The 17388-nt window shown below is 48.8% G+C and carries 19 protein-coding genes; 16 read left to right on the top strand and 3 right to left on the bottom strand.

Going from position 1 to position 17388, the window contains the following annotated elements:
- Positions 1-264 precede the first annotated feature (264 nt).
- Positions 265-624, bottom strand: coding sequence for a phage holin family protein (locus ASG81_RS23525; RefSeq protein WP_056640045.1), 360 nt, complete (start codon positions 622-624; stop codon positions 265-267).
- A gap of 255 nt (positions 625-879) precedes the next feature.
- Here ASG81_RS23525 and ASG81_RS23520 point away from each other — a divergent pair, with 255 nt between their 5' ends.
- The 5 genes from ASG81_RS23520 (at position 880) to cysK (ending at position 6704) form a co-directional block, all read left to right on the top strand.
- Positions 880-3246 carry an endonuclease MutS2 gene (locus ASG81_RS23520; RefSeq protein ID WP_056640042.1) on the top strand — a complete coding sequence of 789 codons (2367 nt, stop codon included), beginning with the start codon at positions 880-882 and terminating at the stop codon, positions 3244-3246.
- A gap of 49 nt (positions 3247-3295) precedes the next feature.
- On the top strand, positions 3296-3718 hold the full coding sequence (locus ASG81_RS23515; RefSeq protein ID WP_056640040.1) for a DUF350 domain-containing protein: 423 nt from the start codon (positions 3296-3298) through the stop codon (positions 3716-3718).
- 110 nt (positions 3719-3828) lie between these two features.
- The gene (locus tag ASG81_RS23510) at positions 3829-4419 is read left to right on the top strand and encodes a hypothetical protein (protein WP_056640037.1); all 591 of its coding nucleotides are present in this window, start codon (positions 3829-3831) and stop codon (positions 4417-4419) included.
- A 128-nt stretch (positions 4420-4547) separates the two neighbouring features.
- Entirely contained in the window at positions 4548-5762 is a 1215-nt protein-coding gene (locus ASG81_RS23505) for an MFS transporter (RefSeq protein WP_235549001.1), read from the top strand.
- 24 nt (positions 5763-5786) lie between these two features.
- Entirely contained in the window at positions 5787-6704 is a 918-nt protein-coding gene (gene cysK / locus ASG81_RS23500; RefSeq protein WP_056640034.1) for a cysteine synthase A, read from the top strand.
- 15 nt (positions 6705-6719) lie between these two features.
- On the opposite strand, the gene ASG81_RS23495 is transcribed toward cysK, so the two are convergent.
- A complete protein-coding gene (locus tag ASG81_RS23495) occupies positions 6720-7790 on the bottom strand; it encodes a CotH kinase family protein (RefSeq protein WP_056640031.1) in 1071 nt (356 codons plus the stop codon).
- A 101-nt stretch (positions 7791-7891) separates the two neighbouring features.
- The gene (locus ASG81_RS23490; RefSeq protein ID WP_056640028.1) at positions 7892-8254 is read right to left on the bottom strand and encodes a hypothetical protein; all 363 of its coding nucleotides are present in this window, start codon (positions 8252-8254) and stop codon (positions 7892-7894) included.
- Between the two features lie 281 nt (positions 8255-8535).
- Between ASG81_RS23490 and ASG81_RS23485 the strand changes: the two genes are divergently transcribed.
- The 11 genes from ASG81_RS23485 to ASG81_RS23435 all read left to right on the top strand — a co-directional run bounded on the left by ASG81_RS23485 (position 8536) and on the right by ASG81_RS23435 (position 17257).
- Positions 8536-9159: a DUF6897 domain-containing protein gene (locus tag ASG81_RS23485; RefSeq protein ID WP_056640025.1), complete on the top strand. Its 624-nt coding sequence runs from the start codon at positions 8536-8538 to the stop codon at positions 9157-9159.
- A gap of 148 nt (positions 9160-9307) precedes the next feature.
- The gene (locus ASG81_RS23480) at positions 9308-9976 is read left to right on the top strand and encodes a hypothetical protein (RefSeq protein ID WP_056640022.1); all 669 of its coding nucleotides are present in this window, start codon (positions 9308-9310) and stop codon (positions 9974-9976) included.
- Between the two features lie 159 nt (positions 9977-10135).
- Positions 10136-10360: a hypothetical protein gene (locus tag ASG81_RS23475; protein ID WP_056640019.1), complete on the top strand. Its 225-nt coding sequence runs from the start codon at positions 10136-10138 to the stop codon at positions 10358-10360.
- Positions 10361-10406: 46 nt separating this feature from the next.
- Positions 10407-10805, top strand: coding sequence for a spore coat protein (locus ASG81_RS23470; protein ID WP_056640015.1), 399 nt, complete (start codon positions 10407-10409; stop codon positions 10803-10805).
- A 109-nt stretch (positions 10806-10914) separates the two neighbouring features.
- Positions 10915-11406 carry an Lrp/AsnC family transcriptional regulator gene (locus tag ASG81_RS23465; protein ID WP_056640011.1) on the top strand — a complete coding sequence of 164 codons (492 nt, stop codon included), beginning with the start codon at positions 10915-10917 and terminating at the stop codon, positions 11404-11406.
- 15 nt (positions 11407-11421) lie between these two features.
- Positions 11422-12642 (top strand): aminotransferase class I/II-fold pyridoxal phosphate-dependent enzyme, encoded by a 1221-nt coding sequence (locus ASG81_RS23460; RefSeq protein ID WP_056640008.1) that lies wholly within the window; start codon positions 11422-11424, stop codon positions 12640-12642.
- Positions 12643-12741: 99 nt separating this feature from the next.
- A complete protein-coding gene (locus ASG81_RS23455) occupies positions 12742-13314 on the top strand; it encodes a cob(I)yrinic acid a,c-diamide adenosyltransferase (RefSeq protein ID WP_056640005.1) in 573 nt (190 codons plus the stop codon).
- Positions 13314-14270: an RluA family pseudouridine synthase gene (locus tag ASG81_RS23450; RefSeq protein ID WP_056640002.1), complete on the top strand. Its 957-nt coding sequence runs from the start codon at positions 13314-13316 to the stop codon at positions 14268-14270. Before ASG81_RS23455 ends, ASG81_RS23450 begins: the two co-directional genes overlap by 1 nt.
- A 39-nt stretch (positions 14271-14309) precedes the next feature.
- Entirely contained in the window at positions 14310-14690 is a 381-nt protein-coding gene (locus ASG81_RS23445; RefSeq protein ID WP_056639999.1) for an arsenate reductase family protein, read from the top strand.
- An 8-nt stretch (positions 14691-14698) separates the two neighbouring features.
- Positions 14699-15904, top strand: coding sequence for an aminotransferase class I/II-fold pyridoxal phosphate-dependent enzyme (locus ASG81_RS23440; RefSeq protein ID WP_056639996.1), 1206 nt, complete (start codon positions 14699-14701; stop codon positions 15902-15904).
- Between the two features lie 486 nt (positions 15905-16390).
- Positions 16391-17257: a 5'-3' exonuclease gene (locus ASG81_RS23435; protein ID WP_056639993.1), complete on the top strand. Its 867-nt coding sequence runs from the start codon at positions 16391-16393 to the stop codon at positions 17255-17257.
- Positions 17258-17388: the final 131 nt, after the last annotated feature.

Below are 17388 nucleotides of genomic sequence, written 5' to 3'. Positions count from 1 at the left end.
CTCAAAACTGATTCATCGTCAACTCCAGAATTGGATAGCTGGTTTACCCAGCTATATCAAGGTTTATTTACCAATTTCGAGCTGCGAAAGTTGAGTTATTATCTATTGTACCTCAACTTTCAATCGTTTGCAGTGACAGCGCTATGACAAAGTAATGAAGAACTTGTGAAATAGAAAGACAGCATATGATTGCCATGCAGGCGCAGCGAAAGCCCTTGACCGCCCTGTCACGGGCAATCAAGGGCTTTCACTGCAACACATGTGTTAGTCGCGGTCCCGTCTGCCTGCTTCATAAGGAGTTTTGACCGGAATGAACAGGTCGATAATCCCGATGACCAAAGCGGCTAATATGGCGCCGAGCAGCGTAACGGTTACTCCTCCGACGATAAACTGAGCGATCCATATGACGGCCGCGCTGGCGATAAAGCCGACGATACCGCGGCCGAAGGGCGTTACCCTTTTACCGAATATACCTTCAATAATCCAGCCGAGCGCGGCAATGACGAGAGCAAGGAATAATGCGCTCCAGAAACCTCCAACGCTAAATTGCGGGACGATAAACCCGACAATCATTAACACAATCGCGGCTACAATAAACCGGACGACATGGCCTAGAAAAGTCATAGTACAAACCCTCCTTAATTTTTACGAACGGCAGCCGCATCGAATGCAGCTTCTGTTCGTTTTGCGATTATAAACCGCATCATAAGCAGATCTTAAGCATTTCCTTCTTACTACCCAGCATAAGGTTACAACGTAAGAAGGCTCGTTCGTTTATATTGTGACCAATTGAGCATCATTTATGTATGAAACGACTGTTCAGCCGTGCATCAAGGTCATTGTTCGGCTATAATAGGAAGGCGAGAGGAGTGTTATTTATTGGACACTAAAATTTTGACGACACTTGAATATCCTAAAATCATACATAGATTGTCACAGCATGCGGCAACATCGCTTGGAAAAACGGCAGCGGAATCGCTGCAGCCGGTTTCCGATTTGGAAGCGGTTAAGAAGATTCTGCAGGCTACCGATGAAGCTTATACGGCTGACCGTCTGAAGGGGAGTGCGCCATTCGGGGGTATCGTGGACATTTCCGCGCCGCTACACCGTGCCCGCATCGGCGGTACGCTTAATCCGGCAGAGCTGCTCGATATCGCGTCTACCGCTCGCGGCGGACGCCGTGTAAAGAAGCATATCGGCCTTTTGCATGAAGATCATCCAATCCCGCTGCTGCAGCTAATTGCGGATCAAATTAGCGAGCATAAGCAGCTTGAAGATGCGATATTCGAATGCATTGACGATCAAGCGGAGGTCATGGACAGCGCAAGCGCTGCTTTAGCTTCAATCAGACGTGAGCTTCGAAACGGAGAATCGCGCATTCGCGAGAAGATGGATCAAATGATCCGCTCCTCATCGGTGCAAAAAATGCTGCAGGAATCCATCATTACGCTGCGAAACGACAGGTATGTTATTCCTGTTAAGCAGGAATACCGTTCTCATTTTGGCGGAATCGTACATGATCAGTCTGGATCCGGCGCAACGTTATTTATCGAACCGGCAGCGATCGTCGCGATGAATAATAAGCTTCGGGAGCTGAAGGCGGGCGAGCTGCGGGAAATCGAGAAAATTTTGCAGAAGCTTACCGCTTTGACCTCGGATTATGTTGAGGATCTTCTTGTGAACTTGGATTTGCTCGGCCAAATCGACTTTGCTTATGCGAAGGCGCGTCTTGCCCACGGCATGAAGGCGACGCTGCCCCGAATGAATGACAGAGGCTTCCTCAAGCTGAAGCGCGGCCGCCATCCGCTTATCGCCGCTGATCAGGTTGTTCCGATTGACGTGGAGCTGGGCAATCAATATACGGCAATTATTGTAACGGGACCAAATACGGGGGGCAAAACCGTCTCCTTGAAAACGATTGGACTGCTAAGCCTCATGGCCATGTCGGGCTTATTCGTGCCTGCCGAGGATGGAAGCCAGCTTTGCGTATTCGATGCGATCTACGCAGATATCGGCGATGAACAAAGCATTGAACAAAGCCTAAGCACATTTTCCAGCCATTTGAAAAATATCATCCGTATTTTAAGCTCGATGACCTCCAAAAGCTTGGTGCTGCTGGATGAGCTGGGTGCGGGGACGGACCCGGCAGAAGGGTCGGCGCTTGCCATTGCCATATTGGAGCATGTGCATGCGATGGACAGCCGTATCGTTGCCACGACGCATTACAGCGAACTGAAGGCCTATGCTTATAATCGAAAAGGCGTTATTAACGCGAGCATGGAGTTCGACGTTGCGACGTTAAGTCCAACCTACCGCTTGCTTGTTGGCGTTCCGGGACGCAGCAACGCTTTCGCAATCGCTGAACGTCTAGGCCTTGCCCGTTCCATTATCGAGCATGCAAGAGGCGAAGTCAGCGAAGAGGATCAACGGGTAGAAAATATGATTGCCTCGCTCGAGGAAAATCGTTTGGGCGCCGAAACCGAGCGTCAGACGGCTGAGTCGCTGCGCCGCGAGATGGAGACGCTTCGGGCTCGTCATGAGTCAGAGCGTGAGCGTTTCGAGGAGCAGAAAGAAAAGCTGCTGCTAAAAGCCCAGGAAGAGGCGCGCGAAGCCGTCGCAAAGGCGAAGCGCGAAGCCGAGCAAATTATCGCGGATTTGCGCAAGCTGGCCATGGAGGAGGGCGCCTCTGTCAAGGAGCATAAGCTCATCGAAGCCCGTCGCAAGCTGGATGAAGCGGCGCCTGAGCTTCAGAAGTCTAAACGGGGCGGAACAAAAACCGCAGCAAAGCCGGCAAAAATTGAAGCTGGTGATGAGGTAACCGTCTACAGCTTGAACCAGAAAGGCACGATCGTGGAAATTCATGGATCTGATGCGACGGTACAGCTCGGTATTATGAAAATGAAGGTTGCTCTGGATGATTTGGAGCTGCTTAAATCTTCATCCGCCGCGAAGACGCAGCAGCCGAAGCAGGCCGCCAGCTTAAAGCGTACGCGCGATGAGAACTTCAAGATGGAGCTTGACCTGCGGGGAGAAAATTTGGAAGAAGCGATTCTTGAGGTTGACCGTTTTCTCGACGAGGCGTTTTTGTCAGGCTTAGGTCAAGTAGCCATTATTCATGGCAAAGGCACAGGCGTTCTTCGCACGGGAATACAGCAATATTTGCGTAAGCACAGCCATGTGAAGAGCTTCCGGCTCGGCAATTACGGCGAGGGCGGCATTGGCGTAACCGTTGCAGAGCTGAAGTAGAAGGCAGAAATGCGAAAGCGAAAATGCCTGATGATGGAGGGAAGTTTGAATGAGTAATGAAGTCGATAAGCTGCTAGCTAACCCTTACGCCGCTTCACTCGTTTACGTTTCGGTAACGGTGCTGTCGCTTATAGTGTTTTTATCCTGCTTTGAGCTGGTAACCAGGTATAGATGCTGGAGCGAGATCAAGAAAGGGAACCTTGCCGTAGCGATGGCGACAAGCGGGAAAATCTTCGGTATATGCAATATTTTTCGATTCTCCATCGAATCGAATGATTCGGTTTACCAAAGCCTTATTTGGGGTGCATTTGGTTTCGTGATCTTGATGGCCGCTTATTTCTTATTCGAATTTCTGACACCTGTATTCCGGATTGACGAGGAAATCGTCCGTGATAACCGTGCAGTAGGGCTTATTGCGATGATCATTTCCATATCGTTATCCTACGTCATCGGAGCAACTGTCATTATATAACGGGGGAAGCTACTTTGAATTATTTATGGAGAGTATTAGTGGTTGTCGCCATTTTATTTTTTGTATTTGGTATCGTTTATATTATGAATCATTAGAGGGGAAGAAAAACAATGGAAGAGCATTTGATCTGTCCGTGGTGTTTAACGGAAATTGTTTGGGATGAAGAGATTGGAGCCGAGACGCATTGTCCGCATTGCGACAACGAATTAAGCGCGTACCGGACGATAGAGCTTGGCTATGACGAGGAAGAAGTAGAGGCTGACGAGCATGAAAGGGCTGTGCAGGCATTAAAAATTAACGATGCCCGCAGAGCCGAATGGTCTGAGGATGAGCATGACGAAGAAGAGGAAGACGATTATTCCGATGATCCGAATAACAAGCGCTGGTTAGAGAGCGGCGATGGTTTCCGCAGCGCGGACAGTGCACGATTCGCTGTAGAAGAGACCATTCAACGCGTGCTTGACGATCAAGACGAAGTGCCGGAATGTCCGGTTTGCCGGTCGTATATGCTCGAGGCAGGCGTCCAGCTGGTAGGAGACCGGCAGTTTGAGTCAAGAATCGCCCCATCTCTGAACGGACCCGTATTGCCGACTCCGTTCAAACTCACTTTATATGTATGTCCTTCCTGTTACCAAACCTCTTCCTTGCTGAGTCAAGGCGATCGCGAGCAAATGATCAAACGATTGACTCCTGACGTATAGAAGAGTGCTGGCAAAAATGGACGGGCATGGCTTGCCGCCAAAAAGGGAACCTTTAAAAAACGTAATTCTCATACGTAATCGTCTAGACATGCGAAGCCATGCTCTAGCCTGCGGCAGGAGGAATCGTTTTGACAAAAGCTTTGGCGAAAACATTAAACGGACAAGCAGTCCTATTACTCGTTGTTCAAGCGCTATTCGGCGTGGCGAATGTGCTGTCCGGGACATTTGTCCCGGTGTACCTATGGAAAGCAAGCCAATCTTATATGTTGATTGGCTGGTATACGCTTGGGCAATACGTGATGAGCGGATTAACGTTCTGGATTGCCGGCAAATGGGTGAAAGAGTATAACAAAATGAACAGCCTGCGTATTGGAATTGTTTTGACCGGCGTCTTTTATTGCACAATATTGCTGCTGGGGCAGCAAGCGAAGAGCTATTACGTGCCGCTCGGCATTTTGCACGGGATGGCGCTCGGCTTTTTTTGGCTCGCGTTCAACGTTGTTTATTTCGAAGTGACAGATCCTGATAACCGTGACCGCTATAACGGCTGGGCGGGACTGCTCGGCTCTGCGGCCGGCATAGTAGCGCCTTGGGTTTCAGGCTTGCTCATTACGTCAATGCAGGGGGAGACGGGGTACCGGCTTATTTTCACCATGTCGCTCGTCATCTTCTTTATTAGCGTTATTTTAAGCTTCTGGCTGAAGAAGCGGCATGGTCAAGGCATCTATAATTGGAAGCATGGGCTGCAGCAGCTTATGCAAAAGGGGAATCCCTGGCGTCGCATGTTTCCGGCTATTGCGGCACAGGGCGTACGCGAAGGTGTATTTATGTTTCTCGTCGGTCTTACGGTATACGTGGCTACAAAAAACGAGAGCAAGCTGGGGACCTTCTCTCTCATTACGTCCCTCGTGGCGCTAATCAGCTTTTGGTTCGTTGGTAAAATGCTTAAAAAACGAAATCGCAACCTGGTGATGATGATCGGTGTCATTATGATTTCGGTCGTTATATTACCTTTGTTTTGGAAGGTAACCTACGCTACACTGATCATGTTCGGCATAGGTACGTCATTATTTATGCCGCTTTACATTATTCCTATGACCTCAAGAGTTTTCGACCTAATCGGGCAAACCGAAGAGAGCGCGCGGGAGAGGGAAGAGTTTATCGTGCTTCGCGAAATTGCGCTTATGACGGGGAGAGTCATCGGTTTAACGTCGTATTTAATCGTTTTGCCGCGGAATCATTCGACTGTCGCGATTACGTGGCTGCTATTTGCGGTTGGCGTTGTTCCGATAGCGGGCTGGTGGTTTATAAAGCCGTTTCTGGAGCAGCAGCAGAAAGCTTAAAAAAAGCCAAAAGGAGGACAAGCGATGCCGAGAATCGTATCGGATATAACGCAATTGATTGGAAACACACCGGTCGTCCGGTTAAATCGGCTCCCGGAGGAAGGCAGTGCCGAGGTGAACGTTAAGCTGGAACGCTTTAATCCAAGCGGCAGCGTGAAGGATAGAGCGGCTTTGTCGCTCATTAACGACGCGGAGAAACGCGGGCTAATTAAGCCGGGCGACACCATTATAGAGCCAACGAGCGGCAACACCGGCATAGGGCTTGCCATGAATGCGGCAGCCAGAGGCTACAAAATAATACTGGTTATGCCGGACAACATGACAGCGGAACGGATTAAGCTGCTTCAGGCGTACGGGGCGGAAGTCGTGCTGACGCCTGCGGCGGAAAGAATGCCGGGTGCAATCCGCAAGGCGGAGGAGCTGCAGTCTCAGCGTCCGGGCAGTTATATTCCCAATCAGTTCGAAAATAACGCTAATCCGCAAATTCACCGATTGACGACAGCTTTGGAAATTATGGAGCAAACGGGCGGCAAGCTTGACGCTTTCGTTGCTACGGCAGGCACCGGAGGTACGATAACCGGAACAGGCGAAACGTTAAAGGAGCTGCTTCCGCATTTATATATAGCGGTTGTAGAACCGCAGGGCTCTCCAGTGTTATCAGGCGGCAAGCCGGGGCCGCATAAGCTGGTCGGCACGAGTCCGGGCTTCGTACCTGCTATTCTCAATACTTCGATTTACGATGAAATCATACAAGTATCCGATGAGCACGCATTAACTACGATGAGAGCGCTCGCTACAAGAGAGGGTCTGCTGCTTGGACCGTCATCCGGCGCCTCGGTATGGGCAGCGATGCAAATAGCGAAGCGGCTCGGCACTGGCAAACGCGTGCTTTGTATCGCGCCGGATACGGGAGAACGCTACATGAGCATGGATATATTTTGAACAGACGGGAGCGGCTTATACCCACTCCCGCAGCGCTTTCGTCAGTATATCTCGTCTTTCTTGAATATAATGATGAATGAAGGACGGCTCTGACAGAAAGGTGTCGTAGCTTGCCTTTCGTGTGTAGTCGTTTCGAATGGCAGGCGATAGCCGCTTATGCATCGCTGAAATGACAGGCTCAAGCTTCTCGACAGTGAAGGAGGATTGAAGCAGCTTGATCATGATAGACCTGTATTTTCGGCGGCATGCCGGAAAAGTAAACAGCTTCTCGGTCAGCTTGTTATAGCCCTGAAGACGAACAAGATCGCTGCCGCATGGCTTTCCATAACAATTTCTCCCCCAAGTCCCTTCATAGTCCCACGGAATAATTCGATATTTTCCGCTTGCTGGATGCTCGTAAAGCGCATAGTTTTGATCAAATCCATCGTAATTGCCAGTCAATACAGCACCGGCCAGCCATAATAAATATTGGGACACATCAAGCCGTTTTGCAGTGTGTGCACGGAGTTTTTTTCCCGACATGCGATTCAAATTGCGTACAAACGATACAAGTCTGTTCTTTGTCACAGTCTTTCCTTGCATCAATTCGTAGCCATCGAATAGAGACAGCTTTTTCATCTTCGATTCGGGATCCGTTAAGCTGAAGTCGGCGCTGTCATTGACAGCATACAGCAGTGAGCGGCAGCCGATGCCCCTTTTCTCGAAAAAAAGCCGATCGACCGCCTCGATTTCCAAATAAACGCCCTGCGGAGTACCATTTATAATAAGCCAGAAGTGATTGGTTTGAGGTGATGGAACGCCAATTTTATTAAAAAAGTAAAAGGAAAGCGCGTTGCGCATCATGGATGGATCGTCATATTCGGCATTCCAATGAAACGTTCTTCCGCCTTTGATTCGTATTTCATAGGATTTCTTAGAGTAATTGCGCGTATGTCCTCCCCGCAATCCGAATGTCGCTTTATAGGTTTGTCCTTCAAGCTCCAGCTCTGCCGGTTTAAAGTCCCGTCCCCAAGCGTTGTTCTGTATTTTTTGAAAATCAGATTCATTAATGTGAACGGTGCGTGCCGGCAAGGTTTCAGCAGCCATCTAACCATCTCCCGAGGCAAAAGATAAAGCCTACCGTTAGTCGATAGGCATTGATCTTATTTACCGTATTCAGCTAATGCCCAGATGGTCACAGTTATTTATTAAAGATTGATTTCCCATACGAAGCTTGGGGGCAGGTCGGACACTTCATTGAAGGGGAGCGGTGGGTTGTAAGTGATCGTGTAGCCTTCCGAACCAATCGTTTGATTGGTTTCCAATGGATTTCCTTCCGTAAGATTACCCGCCGTACGGTTGCCTCGAGTAAGATTGTCTCTTGTAAGATTGCCGTTTGTACGATTGCCTTGTGTAAGATTACCCCCTGTACGATTGCCCTGTGTAAGATTGCCTACCGTACGATTGCCCTCCGTTCGATAACCGTTCGTACGGTTACCGCCAGTAAGATTACCTTCCGTATAACTCGCTTTTGCGTTTTGCTTCTGATTTCTCTTCTTATTTTTGGCCAAATCAAATTCCTCCCGTTGTGAAGATCCTATAACCTATGACAATAATCTATTATTCGAACCGGATAGGTGCTCAATCTTTAATAAATAGATAGTAATCTAGTACCACCGCGATACGGTATACATATAATTATATTACATATCGCTTCCCATGATAGATGAAGTGAACAATGTATTGGAGGGATGTGCAGCAATACAAACATGATGCTGATGACAAGGTCAACACGTCGGTTTTAAAGGAAGCACAAAACTATCATTAATAAAATTATCGGAGGGATTTTTTTATGAGTTATTGGTGTAACTATCAGTACCCTGCTGGTCAATCTGTTGCTAGTGATTCCGATCGCCAGAGAAATAACAGGAGTCCAAGAAGCAGCGGAGTCAGAGATCATAACTTTCTTCAAAGCTTGATTGGTAAAAACGTTAAAATTAATCGCGGCGGACCGGATTCGCTTCAAGGCAAGCTCCTTGCGGTAAAAAGCGACTTTCTCGTATTAAGCACGAACGAAGGCGTCGTCTATGTCGCTTCCAGCCACGTTAAGAGTATTACTGAGATGGGCGGCAACAAAAGCGACGGCAACAAAACCGGACGCCGTGATCCAGTCTTTGTCGACGCTAACAACTTTGCCGGAGTCATTCGCTCGTTTAATCAACAATTCGTGCAAATTAACTGGGGCGGACCAGAGAAGGTCGAAGGCTTCATCGCACAAGTAGGTAATAGTTCGATCTTGTTGGTATCAGGCAAAGAAGCTATGCAAATTCAGAATGACCATATCAAAACGATCAAGGCAGCGAGCAATAACAAGACTGGCGGCAACAAAAACGAAAACAAAGACGAAAACAAAAACGACAATAAAAAAGACAATAAAAAAGACAACAAAAGCAACAAAAGCAACAAAAGCAACTAAACACAAGGCAACCGTGCATAAGCGGCTTTCGTTCAAACAGCTTTAGAAACGACTAGCCGTTCGGTGAAAAAAGGTTAATGGCTTGCCGGGCAAAGGTCTAGACCTTTGCCCGTTTCTACTATATACCGGATGAAAGGAGGTTGATCGCATGAAAAACCGTCATCCGCTGCTGGACCGGCAGGTCGAATTGGAGATTTCAGGCAAAGCGGCACCTATAAGAGGGAAATTGATCGAGTTTGGTCAAGATATTTTAGTGCTGCACAACGGAACACAATTTTTGTATATACCGCTTATTCATCTACAGCAGCTTCGTATTTCGACGCGGGAAGAAGAAAATAAGGTTGAAATACCGGAAATGCCTTTCGAGCCTTATAACGAACCGATCTCGTACCGTAAAATACTCATGAACGCCAAGGGCATGTTCTCTGAGATTTATATTACGGGCAATCAGTCTATCCATGGTTATTTGACGACCGTAATGAATGATTTTTTTGTCTTCTATTCTCCCGTCTATCATACGATTATCGTCTCGCTCAATCATATGAAATATTTGATTCCCTATAGTCCGAACGTAACGCCTTACACATTAACGCCAGCGCAATTCCCCCTTAAGCCATCTCCAATTACGCTGGCAAGAACCCTCGATCAACAGCTGCGCAAACTAATCGGTGAATTTGTTGTACTCGATTTAGGTGAAAAATCAAACAAAATCGGCGTTCTGAAAAGCGTCGATCAAAGCATGATCGAGCTTGCGACCGCAAGCGGCAACGCCGTATTTTTACACTTTGATCATGTGAAGACGGTGCATATCCCCTAATAAATGAAGACTGTGCTCGCAGCCAATAAAGGCGTGAGCATCGTTTTTTTTATATCAATTTATTCGAACCGGCAATTTCGATTTAAATTGATAGCACATAAATAAAGGAAATACGGCTCATACTACCTTTGGCACGAAACCCAGTAAGGAGGATGGCCTATGATTCAGCCAATGACGGCAAAAGAGATGGAGTACATTGCAGACTCTATGTCTAACGAGGATTTATTAATGAAGCAGTGTGCGGCAGTAGTCGCGACAGGCACTACACCGGCGATCACAAACCTATGCTCGCAAATGATTCAAAGGCATCAACAGCATTACGATTCTCTATTGCACGCCATTAATCATCATCTACAAATGGCTCCAACGCAGCCGCAGCAATAAATACGATAGGCAAGGCCTTTCAAAAACGCTTAGGAGGTAAGTCGTTATGTTTCAGCAGCAGAAGCAATCGATTTTGACAGAGGAAGATTTGGCGGGTTCGATACTTGCCGATTTAAAACGAGTCGTTCGCGAGTACGCGACAGCGGCAACAGAGTCGACCTGTCCTGACATCCGCCAATTATTCACTAATTTAATGGACAGTACGTTGGCCCTGCAAGGCCAGATGTTCCAAGCGATGCAGCAATCGAATATGTATAATGCTTCGTCGCCTGCGCTCCGTCAGGAGCTGGACAAGCAGGCGAAACAATATCAGCAAAAAAAGCAAAAGACGAACCAGTTTTTGCAGCAAAATCTCGGTCAGCAACAAGGCCAAACCATGTATACGCCGAATATGCAGCATCAGTCCGGCCAGCATCAGCAAGGCAATCAAACGTATTACATGTAAAGACCCTTCGGGGTCTTTTTTCTTTGGCCTTTTATGCTTTATTGCACGCTATTCAAAAAAGTTGTAAAATATTTTTTATAATCGCAGTCGTACTGGAAGGAGTTATACAATGACCGAATTACAGTTGAAAGTGCTGGAACTGCTGAAGGAAGACGCGCGAAGGGATGCAGAGCTGATCGCAACCATGCTTGCCGTACCGACTGAGGAAGTAAAGCAGGCGATAGCCGAGCTTGAGAACGACCATATTATTGTGAAATATGCGACAGTCGTGAACTGGAGCAAGATTGACGACCAGAAGGTAACCGCACTTATAGAGGTACAAATTACACCAGAACGCGGTCGCGGATTTGAAGGAATCGCCGAGCGCATTTATTTATATCCGGAAGTAAAATCCGTCTATTTGATGTCAGGGGCATACGATCTGTTAGTTGAGGTTGAAGGCAAAAACTTAAAAGAGGTTGCCTCTTTCGTATCGAATAAATTATCACCGATTGATGCGGTATTATCGACTAAAACATTTTTTATTTTGAAAAAATACAAACAAGACGGCATTATCTTCGAGGAGCATGAAGGTGACCATCGCTTGATGGTTTCGCCGTAAAAAAGGGTGATGGCAATGATTAAAGACGAAGAGCAGCAACCCGCCACACCTGTGCGGCAGCAATCGATGGCTAATTATTTGTCCCCGCTCGTACGGGACATTAAACCGTCGGGAATCCGCCGGTTTTTTGATTTGGTCAGCACGCGCAAGGATGTTATTACTCTAGGCGTAGGCGAGCCTGACTTTGTTACACCTTGGCATGTCCGGGAAGCTGCGGTATACGCGCTGGAAACAGGGAAGACGCAATATACGTCGAATGCCGGGATGCCTGAGCTGCGCGGAGCGATCGGACAATATTTGAATGATCAATTCGCCGTGGAGTATGATCCTGCGAACGAAATTTTGGTGACGGTCGGCGGCAGTGAAGCGATCGATCTTGCGCTGCGCGCTTTCATTGCGCCAGGTGATGAAATATTGATTCCGGAGCCTTGTTATATATCCTATTCTCCGATTACGTCACTTACCGGCGGCAAGCCCGTAGGCATCGAGACATATGCCAAGGATGAATTTAAGCTGAAGGCCGAGTCGCTTCAAGCGGTCATTACGCCAAGGTCTAAAGTACTTATTTTATGTTACCCAAGCAATCCGACCGGCGGAACAATGACTTACGAGGACTGGCTGCCCATTGCCAAGCTGGTGGAAGAGAACGATCTTGTCGTTATCTCTGATGAAATATACGCAGAGCTTACATACGGCACGAAGCATGTAAGCTTTGCCGCTATGCCCGGCATGAAGGATCGAACGATTCTCGTTAGCGGCTTCTCCAAAGCTTTCGCCATGACCGGCTGGCGGATGGGTTATGCCTGCGGTCATCCCGATCTCATTGCTGCTATGCTGAAAATTCACCAATATACCGTTATGTGTGCTCCGATAATGGCGCAGTATGCTGCTCTTGAAGCGCTCCAGCACGGATTGGAGGAGAAGGACCGCATGGTTGAGGCTTACAATCAACGGCGCCGTCTTGTTGTGAAGGGATTTCGGGATATCGGTCTCGATTGCCATGAGCCGCAGGGTGCGTTCTACGTTTTTCCATCGATCGTATCGACAGGGCTGACGAGCGAGCAATTCGCGCAGCGGCTGCTGGATGAGGCGAATGTCGCGGCCGTGCCAGGCGATGTATTCGGTCTAGGAGGCGAAGGCCATCTTCGTTGTTCCTATGCAACTTCCGTTGCGAACCTAACCGAGGCGCTGGACCGAATAGGAAGCTTTGTCCATCGGTTGAACCAGCAAAGGTAGTGTTGTTACTTCACATTAATGAGCAGCAGGTCAGGAGTGTATCCGGCCTGCTGTTTGCATGAATAAAGAGCACCCGGATGAAAGAGGAGGCAGAGGAAAATGAAATTATATACGAGAACCGGGGATAGCGGACAGACATCCTTAATTGGCGGACGTGTTCGGAAGGATGATGCTCGCGTAGAGGCATATGGAACGATCGATGAATTAAACAGCTTTGTCGGGCAAGCAGCGGCGGAGGCAGCTAAGCATGCGGAATTGACGGAAATGGCCGGCTGGCTGACCGACATTCAACAGGAGTTGTTTGATTGCGGCTCGGATCTTGCCTATGCGGCCCTAGGAGCTCCGCTCAAAATAGCTGCGGAGCCTGCTGTGCGATTAGAAGGCTGGATCGATCAATATATTGCGGAGGCGCCTGAAATTACGAGATTTATTTTGCCGGGGGGCAGTTCCGTTTCCGCGCTGCTCCATGTGTGCAGGACGGTATGCCGCCGCGCGGAACGCCGCGTCGTTACGCTTGCCGCCGAGCATCCGATCAACCATGATGTGTTAACCTATTTAAATCGTCTGTCTGACTTTTTCTTCGCGGCTGCTAGAGCAGCGAATGCGAAGCTGGGCGTACCGGATACCGAATATGTACGTAGCGCGGAAGTCTTTCGGAAGCCGAAAAACTGATGGAAAATTTAGAGCAATTATATTACCGTCCGTTAGTAGCTCTCGTCAGCGAAGCGGAGCATGGGAAGACGGTACGGACAGTGCTGGAGCGGCAGCTTGGCGTTTCGCGCAAGCTGCTGTCCCAGGTTAAGCTGACGGAGCACGGGCTTACCGTTAACGAAAGCCGCGCCTATACGACCGCTCCCGTATCAGCAGGCGATATTATACGCGTCCGCATGGAGCGGGAAGTATCCGAGGATATTTTACCTCAGCCTATTCCGATTCAAATTGTCTTCGAGGACGATGATCTGCTCATCATCAATAAGCCGGCCGGCATGATCGTCCATCCGACGCATGGGCATTACACGGGTACGCTCGCCAATGGCGTCGTTTATCATTGGCAGGAGAGGGGAGAGCGGGTGCGCTTCAGGCCCGTTCACCGTCTCGATGAAGAGACCTCAGGTTTAGTCGCTGTCGCAAAAACGTCATACGTGCATCAGCAGCTGTCCGAGCAGATGCAGGCGAATGGTTTCTTGAAGCTGTATCGCGCCTATGTTTATGGATGTCCTGTTCCAGCTAAGGGAACGGTAGATGCGCCGATTGACCGTAACCCGGACGAGCCTCATATCCGAATCGTGACGCCGGAAGGCTATCCGTCCGTTACGCATTATGAGACGGTCAAGAGCTTCGGCTCTTCCATGAACAAGACGGCTGCGGCTGCCGTGCGATTAAAGCTTGAAACGGGGCGCACCCATCAAATACGCGTTCATATGAAGCATATTGGCTGCCCGCTTATCGGGGATAAAATGTATGGACCGGAGCAAGGCGCAGTGGAGGCATGGGAGGCAGCGGCCGGTCGTCAAGCGCTGCATGCCGAAATACTGGGCTTCACTCATCCGATAACGAAGCAATGGATGGAATGGCAGGCGTCTTTGCCGCCGGAGCTCGTTTTATTAGAGCGGACGCTTTCAGAATGATACAGGAAATGTTTTATGTATATTGGAGGATTCATAGTAATGTCGAAGCAAAATCAATTAACGATTATTCAGTATCCAAAATGCGGCACATGCAGATCGGCGCTTAAATCATTGCAAAGCAAAGGCAATGACGTTCATTCCCGCCACATTATTGAACAAACGCCGACAGCCGGGGAGTTGAAGGAGCTTGTAGCCAAAAGCGGCTTGGAGCTGAAAAAGTTTTTTAATACATCGGGTGAAGTGTACAAGGAGCTTGGCTTGAAGGACAAGCTTGGCGCGATGTCGGAGGATGAGAAGTATGCGCTGCTGGCATCGAGCGGCATGCTCATCAAGCGTCCAATCGTAACGGATGGCAAGACGGTTACCGTAGGCTACAAGGAAGAGCAGTACGAACAAGTTTGGAACAACGGAAAAGGGTGAGTAAACATATGTCGCGATCCAAATGGAGATCGGAGAGACTGTCGCAGCTGGGATCTTCAATTTTTGCTGAAGTGGCGGGCTGGAAGCTGTCAGCCGCAGAAAGCGGACTCGATATTATTGACCTGGGTATCGGCAGTCCGGATCAGCCGCCGTCGCCTGCCGTTCGGCAAGCGCTTAGCGAAGCGGCGCTGCGCTCCGATATGTACGCCTATCCTGCGACCAAAAGCGGACTGCCCTTTCGCCGGCACGCTGCGGCATGGATGAAGCACCGTTTTAATGTAGAGCTGGATCCGATGAGCGAGATCGTTACGCTGCTGGGCTCGCAGGATGGACTTGCGCATCTCGCTCTGGCGCTTTGCGATCCCGGCGATACAGCTTTACTGCCAAATCCGGGTTATCCGATCTATGCCGCGTCACTCGCGCTTGCGGGCGTGGAGTCTGTACTCATGCCGCTGCGCGAGGAGAATGGGTATATGCCCGATTTGGACGCCTTACCGGATGAGGAATGGGACAGAGCAACGTTCATTTTACTCAATTATCCGAACAATCCAATCTCAGCCGTTGCGGATTTAGCTTTTTTCGAACGGCTGCTGGATAAGGCGCGCCGTCATGACGTATTGATCGTTCATGATTTAGCCTACTCGGAAATGGGGTTTGACGGCTGCGAGCCCCCGAGTATACTGGAGATACCGGGCGCAAGCGATCAAGCCGTTGAATTCCATTCATTATCGAAGAGCTTTAATATGGCTGGCTGCAGAATCGGTTTTTTGGCTGGAAATAAGACCGCAGTCGGTGCACTTCGTGAGCTGAAGGCCAATATCGACTATGGCGTATTTGATCCTGTTCAAGAGGCTGGCATCATTGCGCTGCAAGAAGCGATAACCGGTCCGAAGCTGCCAAAGGCGGGCAAGCTTTACGAGCAGCGGAGAAATACGTTCCTTGAAGCGCTTCGGACAGAAGGTTGGGACGTCGCTGCTCCGAAGGCTACGATGTTCGTGTGGGCGCAGCTGCCTCCGATGCAATGGTCGCAGGACGTGCCGTGGACTTCAAGACGAATTTCCCAGGAAATGCTAAAAGCGACCGGGGTAGTCGTCGTTCCGGGAGAAGCGTTCGGCTCTGAAGGCGAGGGCTACGTTCGAATTGCGCTAGTCGAGAGCGAGGAGAGATTGAAGGAAGCGGCTAGACGGATTGGAAGCTTCATTCGCGGGCAATAAATGTAGGATTGATAGTTTACTTAATAATTTGAACGAAAGAATTTCATCCTTATCGGTCCGGTCATCGCGTGTTATCCCAAACAATATAAATAGCTATATTGTATTTTCACAGGATAGAAGGCCTTTTTCAGTGAAACGAGGTCTCTATGCTGTACTTCGTACAACATAAAGACCCAAATGTCAGACTATATTCGAAAATAGCAGCTTTTTATTGCAAATGTGCAGGATAGAGCAGGATTTGTCGCTAATAAGGGAAAAGTTACTGCAATTTTACAAGATAGCGATTCAATTGGAGTAAGTTCGAAGCAGATCCAAAACAGGAGCCGAATTTATCGATCATTCGCAACTAATTAGAATGAGAAAATCCCGCTATTTGCGGCTCAAAAACTTCATCAAGTTGTTTAAAGGTGGCTGTTCCTTGATGCAACTCAGCGTACATTCAATTTTTAGTTCATTTTATATAAGTAAGAGAGGGGCAATAATACGATGAGTGAACAACGTTTGTTGTTGGTAGATGGTATGGCGATTTTGTTTCGGGCCTATTTCGCTACTTCGTTCGGAGGCAGCGTTCGCAAAACGAGTGCTGGTGTACCTGTAAATGCTGTACATGGCTTTGTCCGTTATTTCATGGATGCAATCAATACCTTTAATCCGACGCATGTCGTTTGCTGCTGGGATATGGGAAGCACGACCTTCCGTACCGAGCAGTATGACGGCTATAAAGCGAACCGCCCATCCGCGCCGGAGGATTTGATTCCCCAGTTCGACCTTGTGAAGGAGGTTGTCGCCAGCTTCGATGTCCCGAATATCGGCATAGCGGGCTATGAGGCGGATGACTGTATCGGAACATTGGCGGCTGCGCTCAAGGATCAGGCGCAAATTTTTGTAGTGACGGGCGATCATGATATGCTTCAGCTGGTGGACGATAGGGTATCGGTTGCCATCATGAAGAAGGGGATCGGGAATTACATGGTATATACTCCGGAAAGTCTGATGGAAGAACGCCAGCTGACGCCCGTTCAAATTATTGATATGAAAGGTCTTATGGGCGATACCGCGGATAACTATCCAGGGGTGAAGGGGATTGGCGAGAAAACGGCGCATAAGCTGATCCAGGAGCATGGCTCTATCGATGGCTTGCTTGCCAATTTGGAGGCTGTGTCCAAAACGATACGGGCAAAAATCGAGGCGGATCTTGATATGCTGCATCTGTCCCGCGAGCTTGCGACGATTCGCTGCGACGTGCCGGTGTCTGCTGAGCTTGAAGGCTGCAGCTGGTCCTATAAACGTGAGAGCGTATTGCTTAAATTCGAGGAGCTGGAGTTTAAGAGCCTGGTTTCTTTGATTGGATAAAAAGGAATGATAAGAAGCCCTGTAGACACTGGTGGGGACTGACCCCCTAACGTGAGACAAATTAAAACACCTTCAAGAAAATGCATCCATGTCGTAAGATGTGGGGATAACCTTGGAGGTGTTTTTGCATT

Origin of the sequence: Paenibacillus sp. Soil522, from assembly GCF_001428245.1 — a bacterium.
Classification (GTDB): Bacteria; Bacillota; Bacilli; order Paenibacillales; family Paenibacillaceae; genus Pristimantibacillus.
Note: the sequence above shows the minus strand (reverse complement) of the source record. Positions and strands in the feature narration are given on the sequence as shown.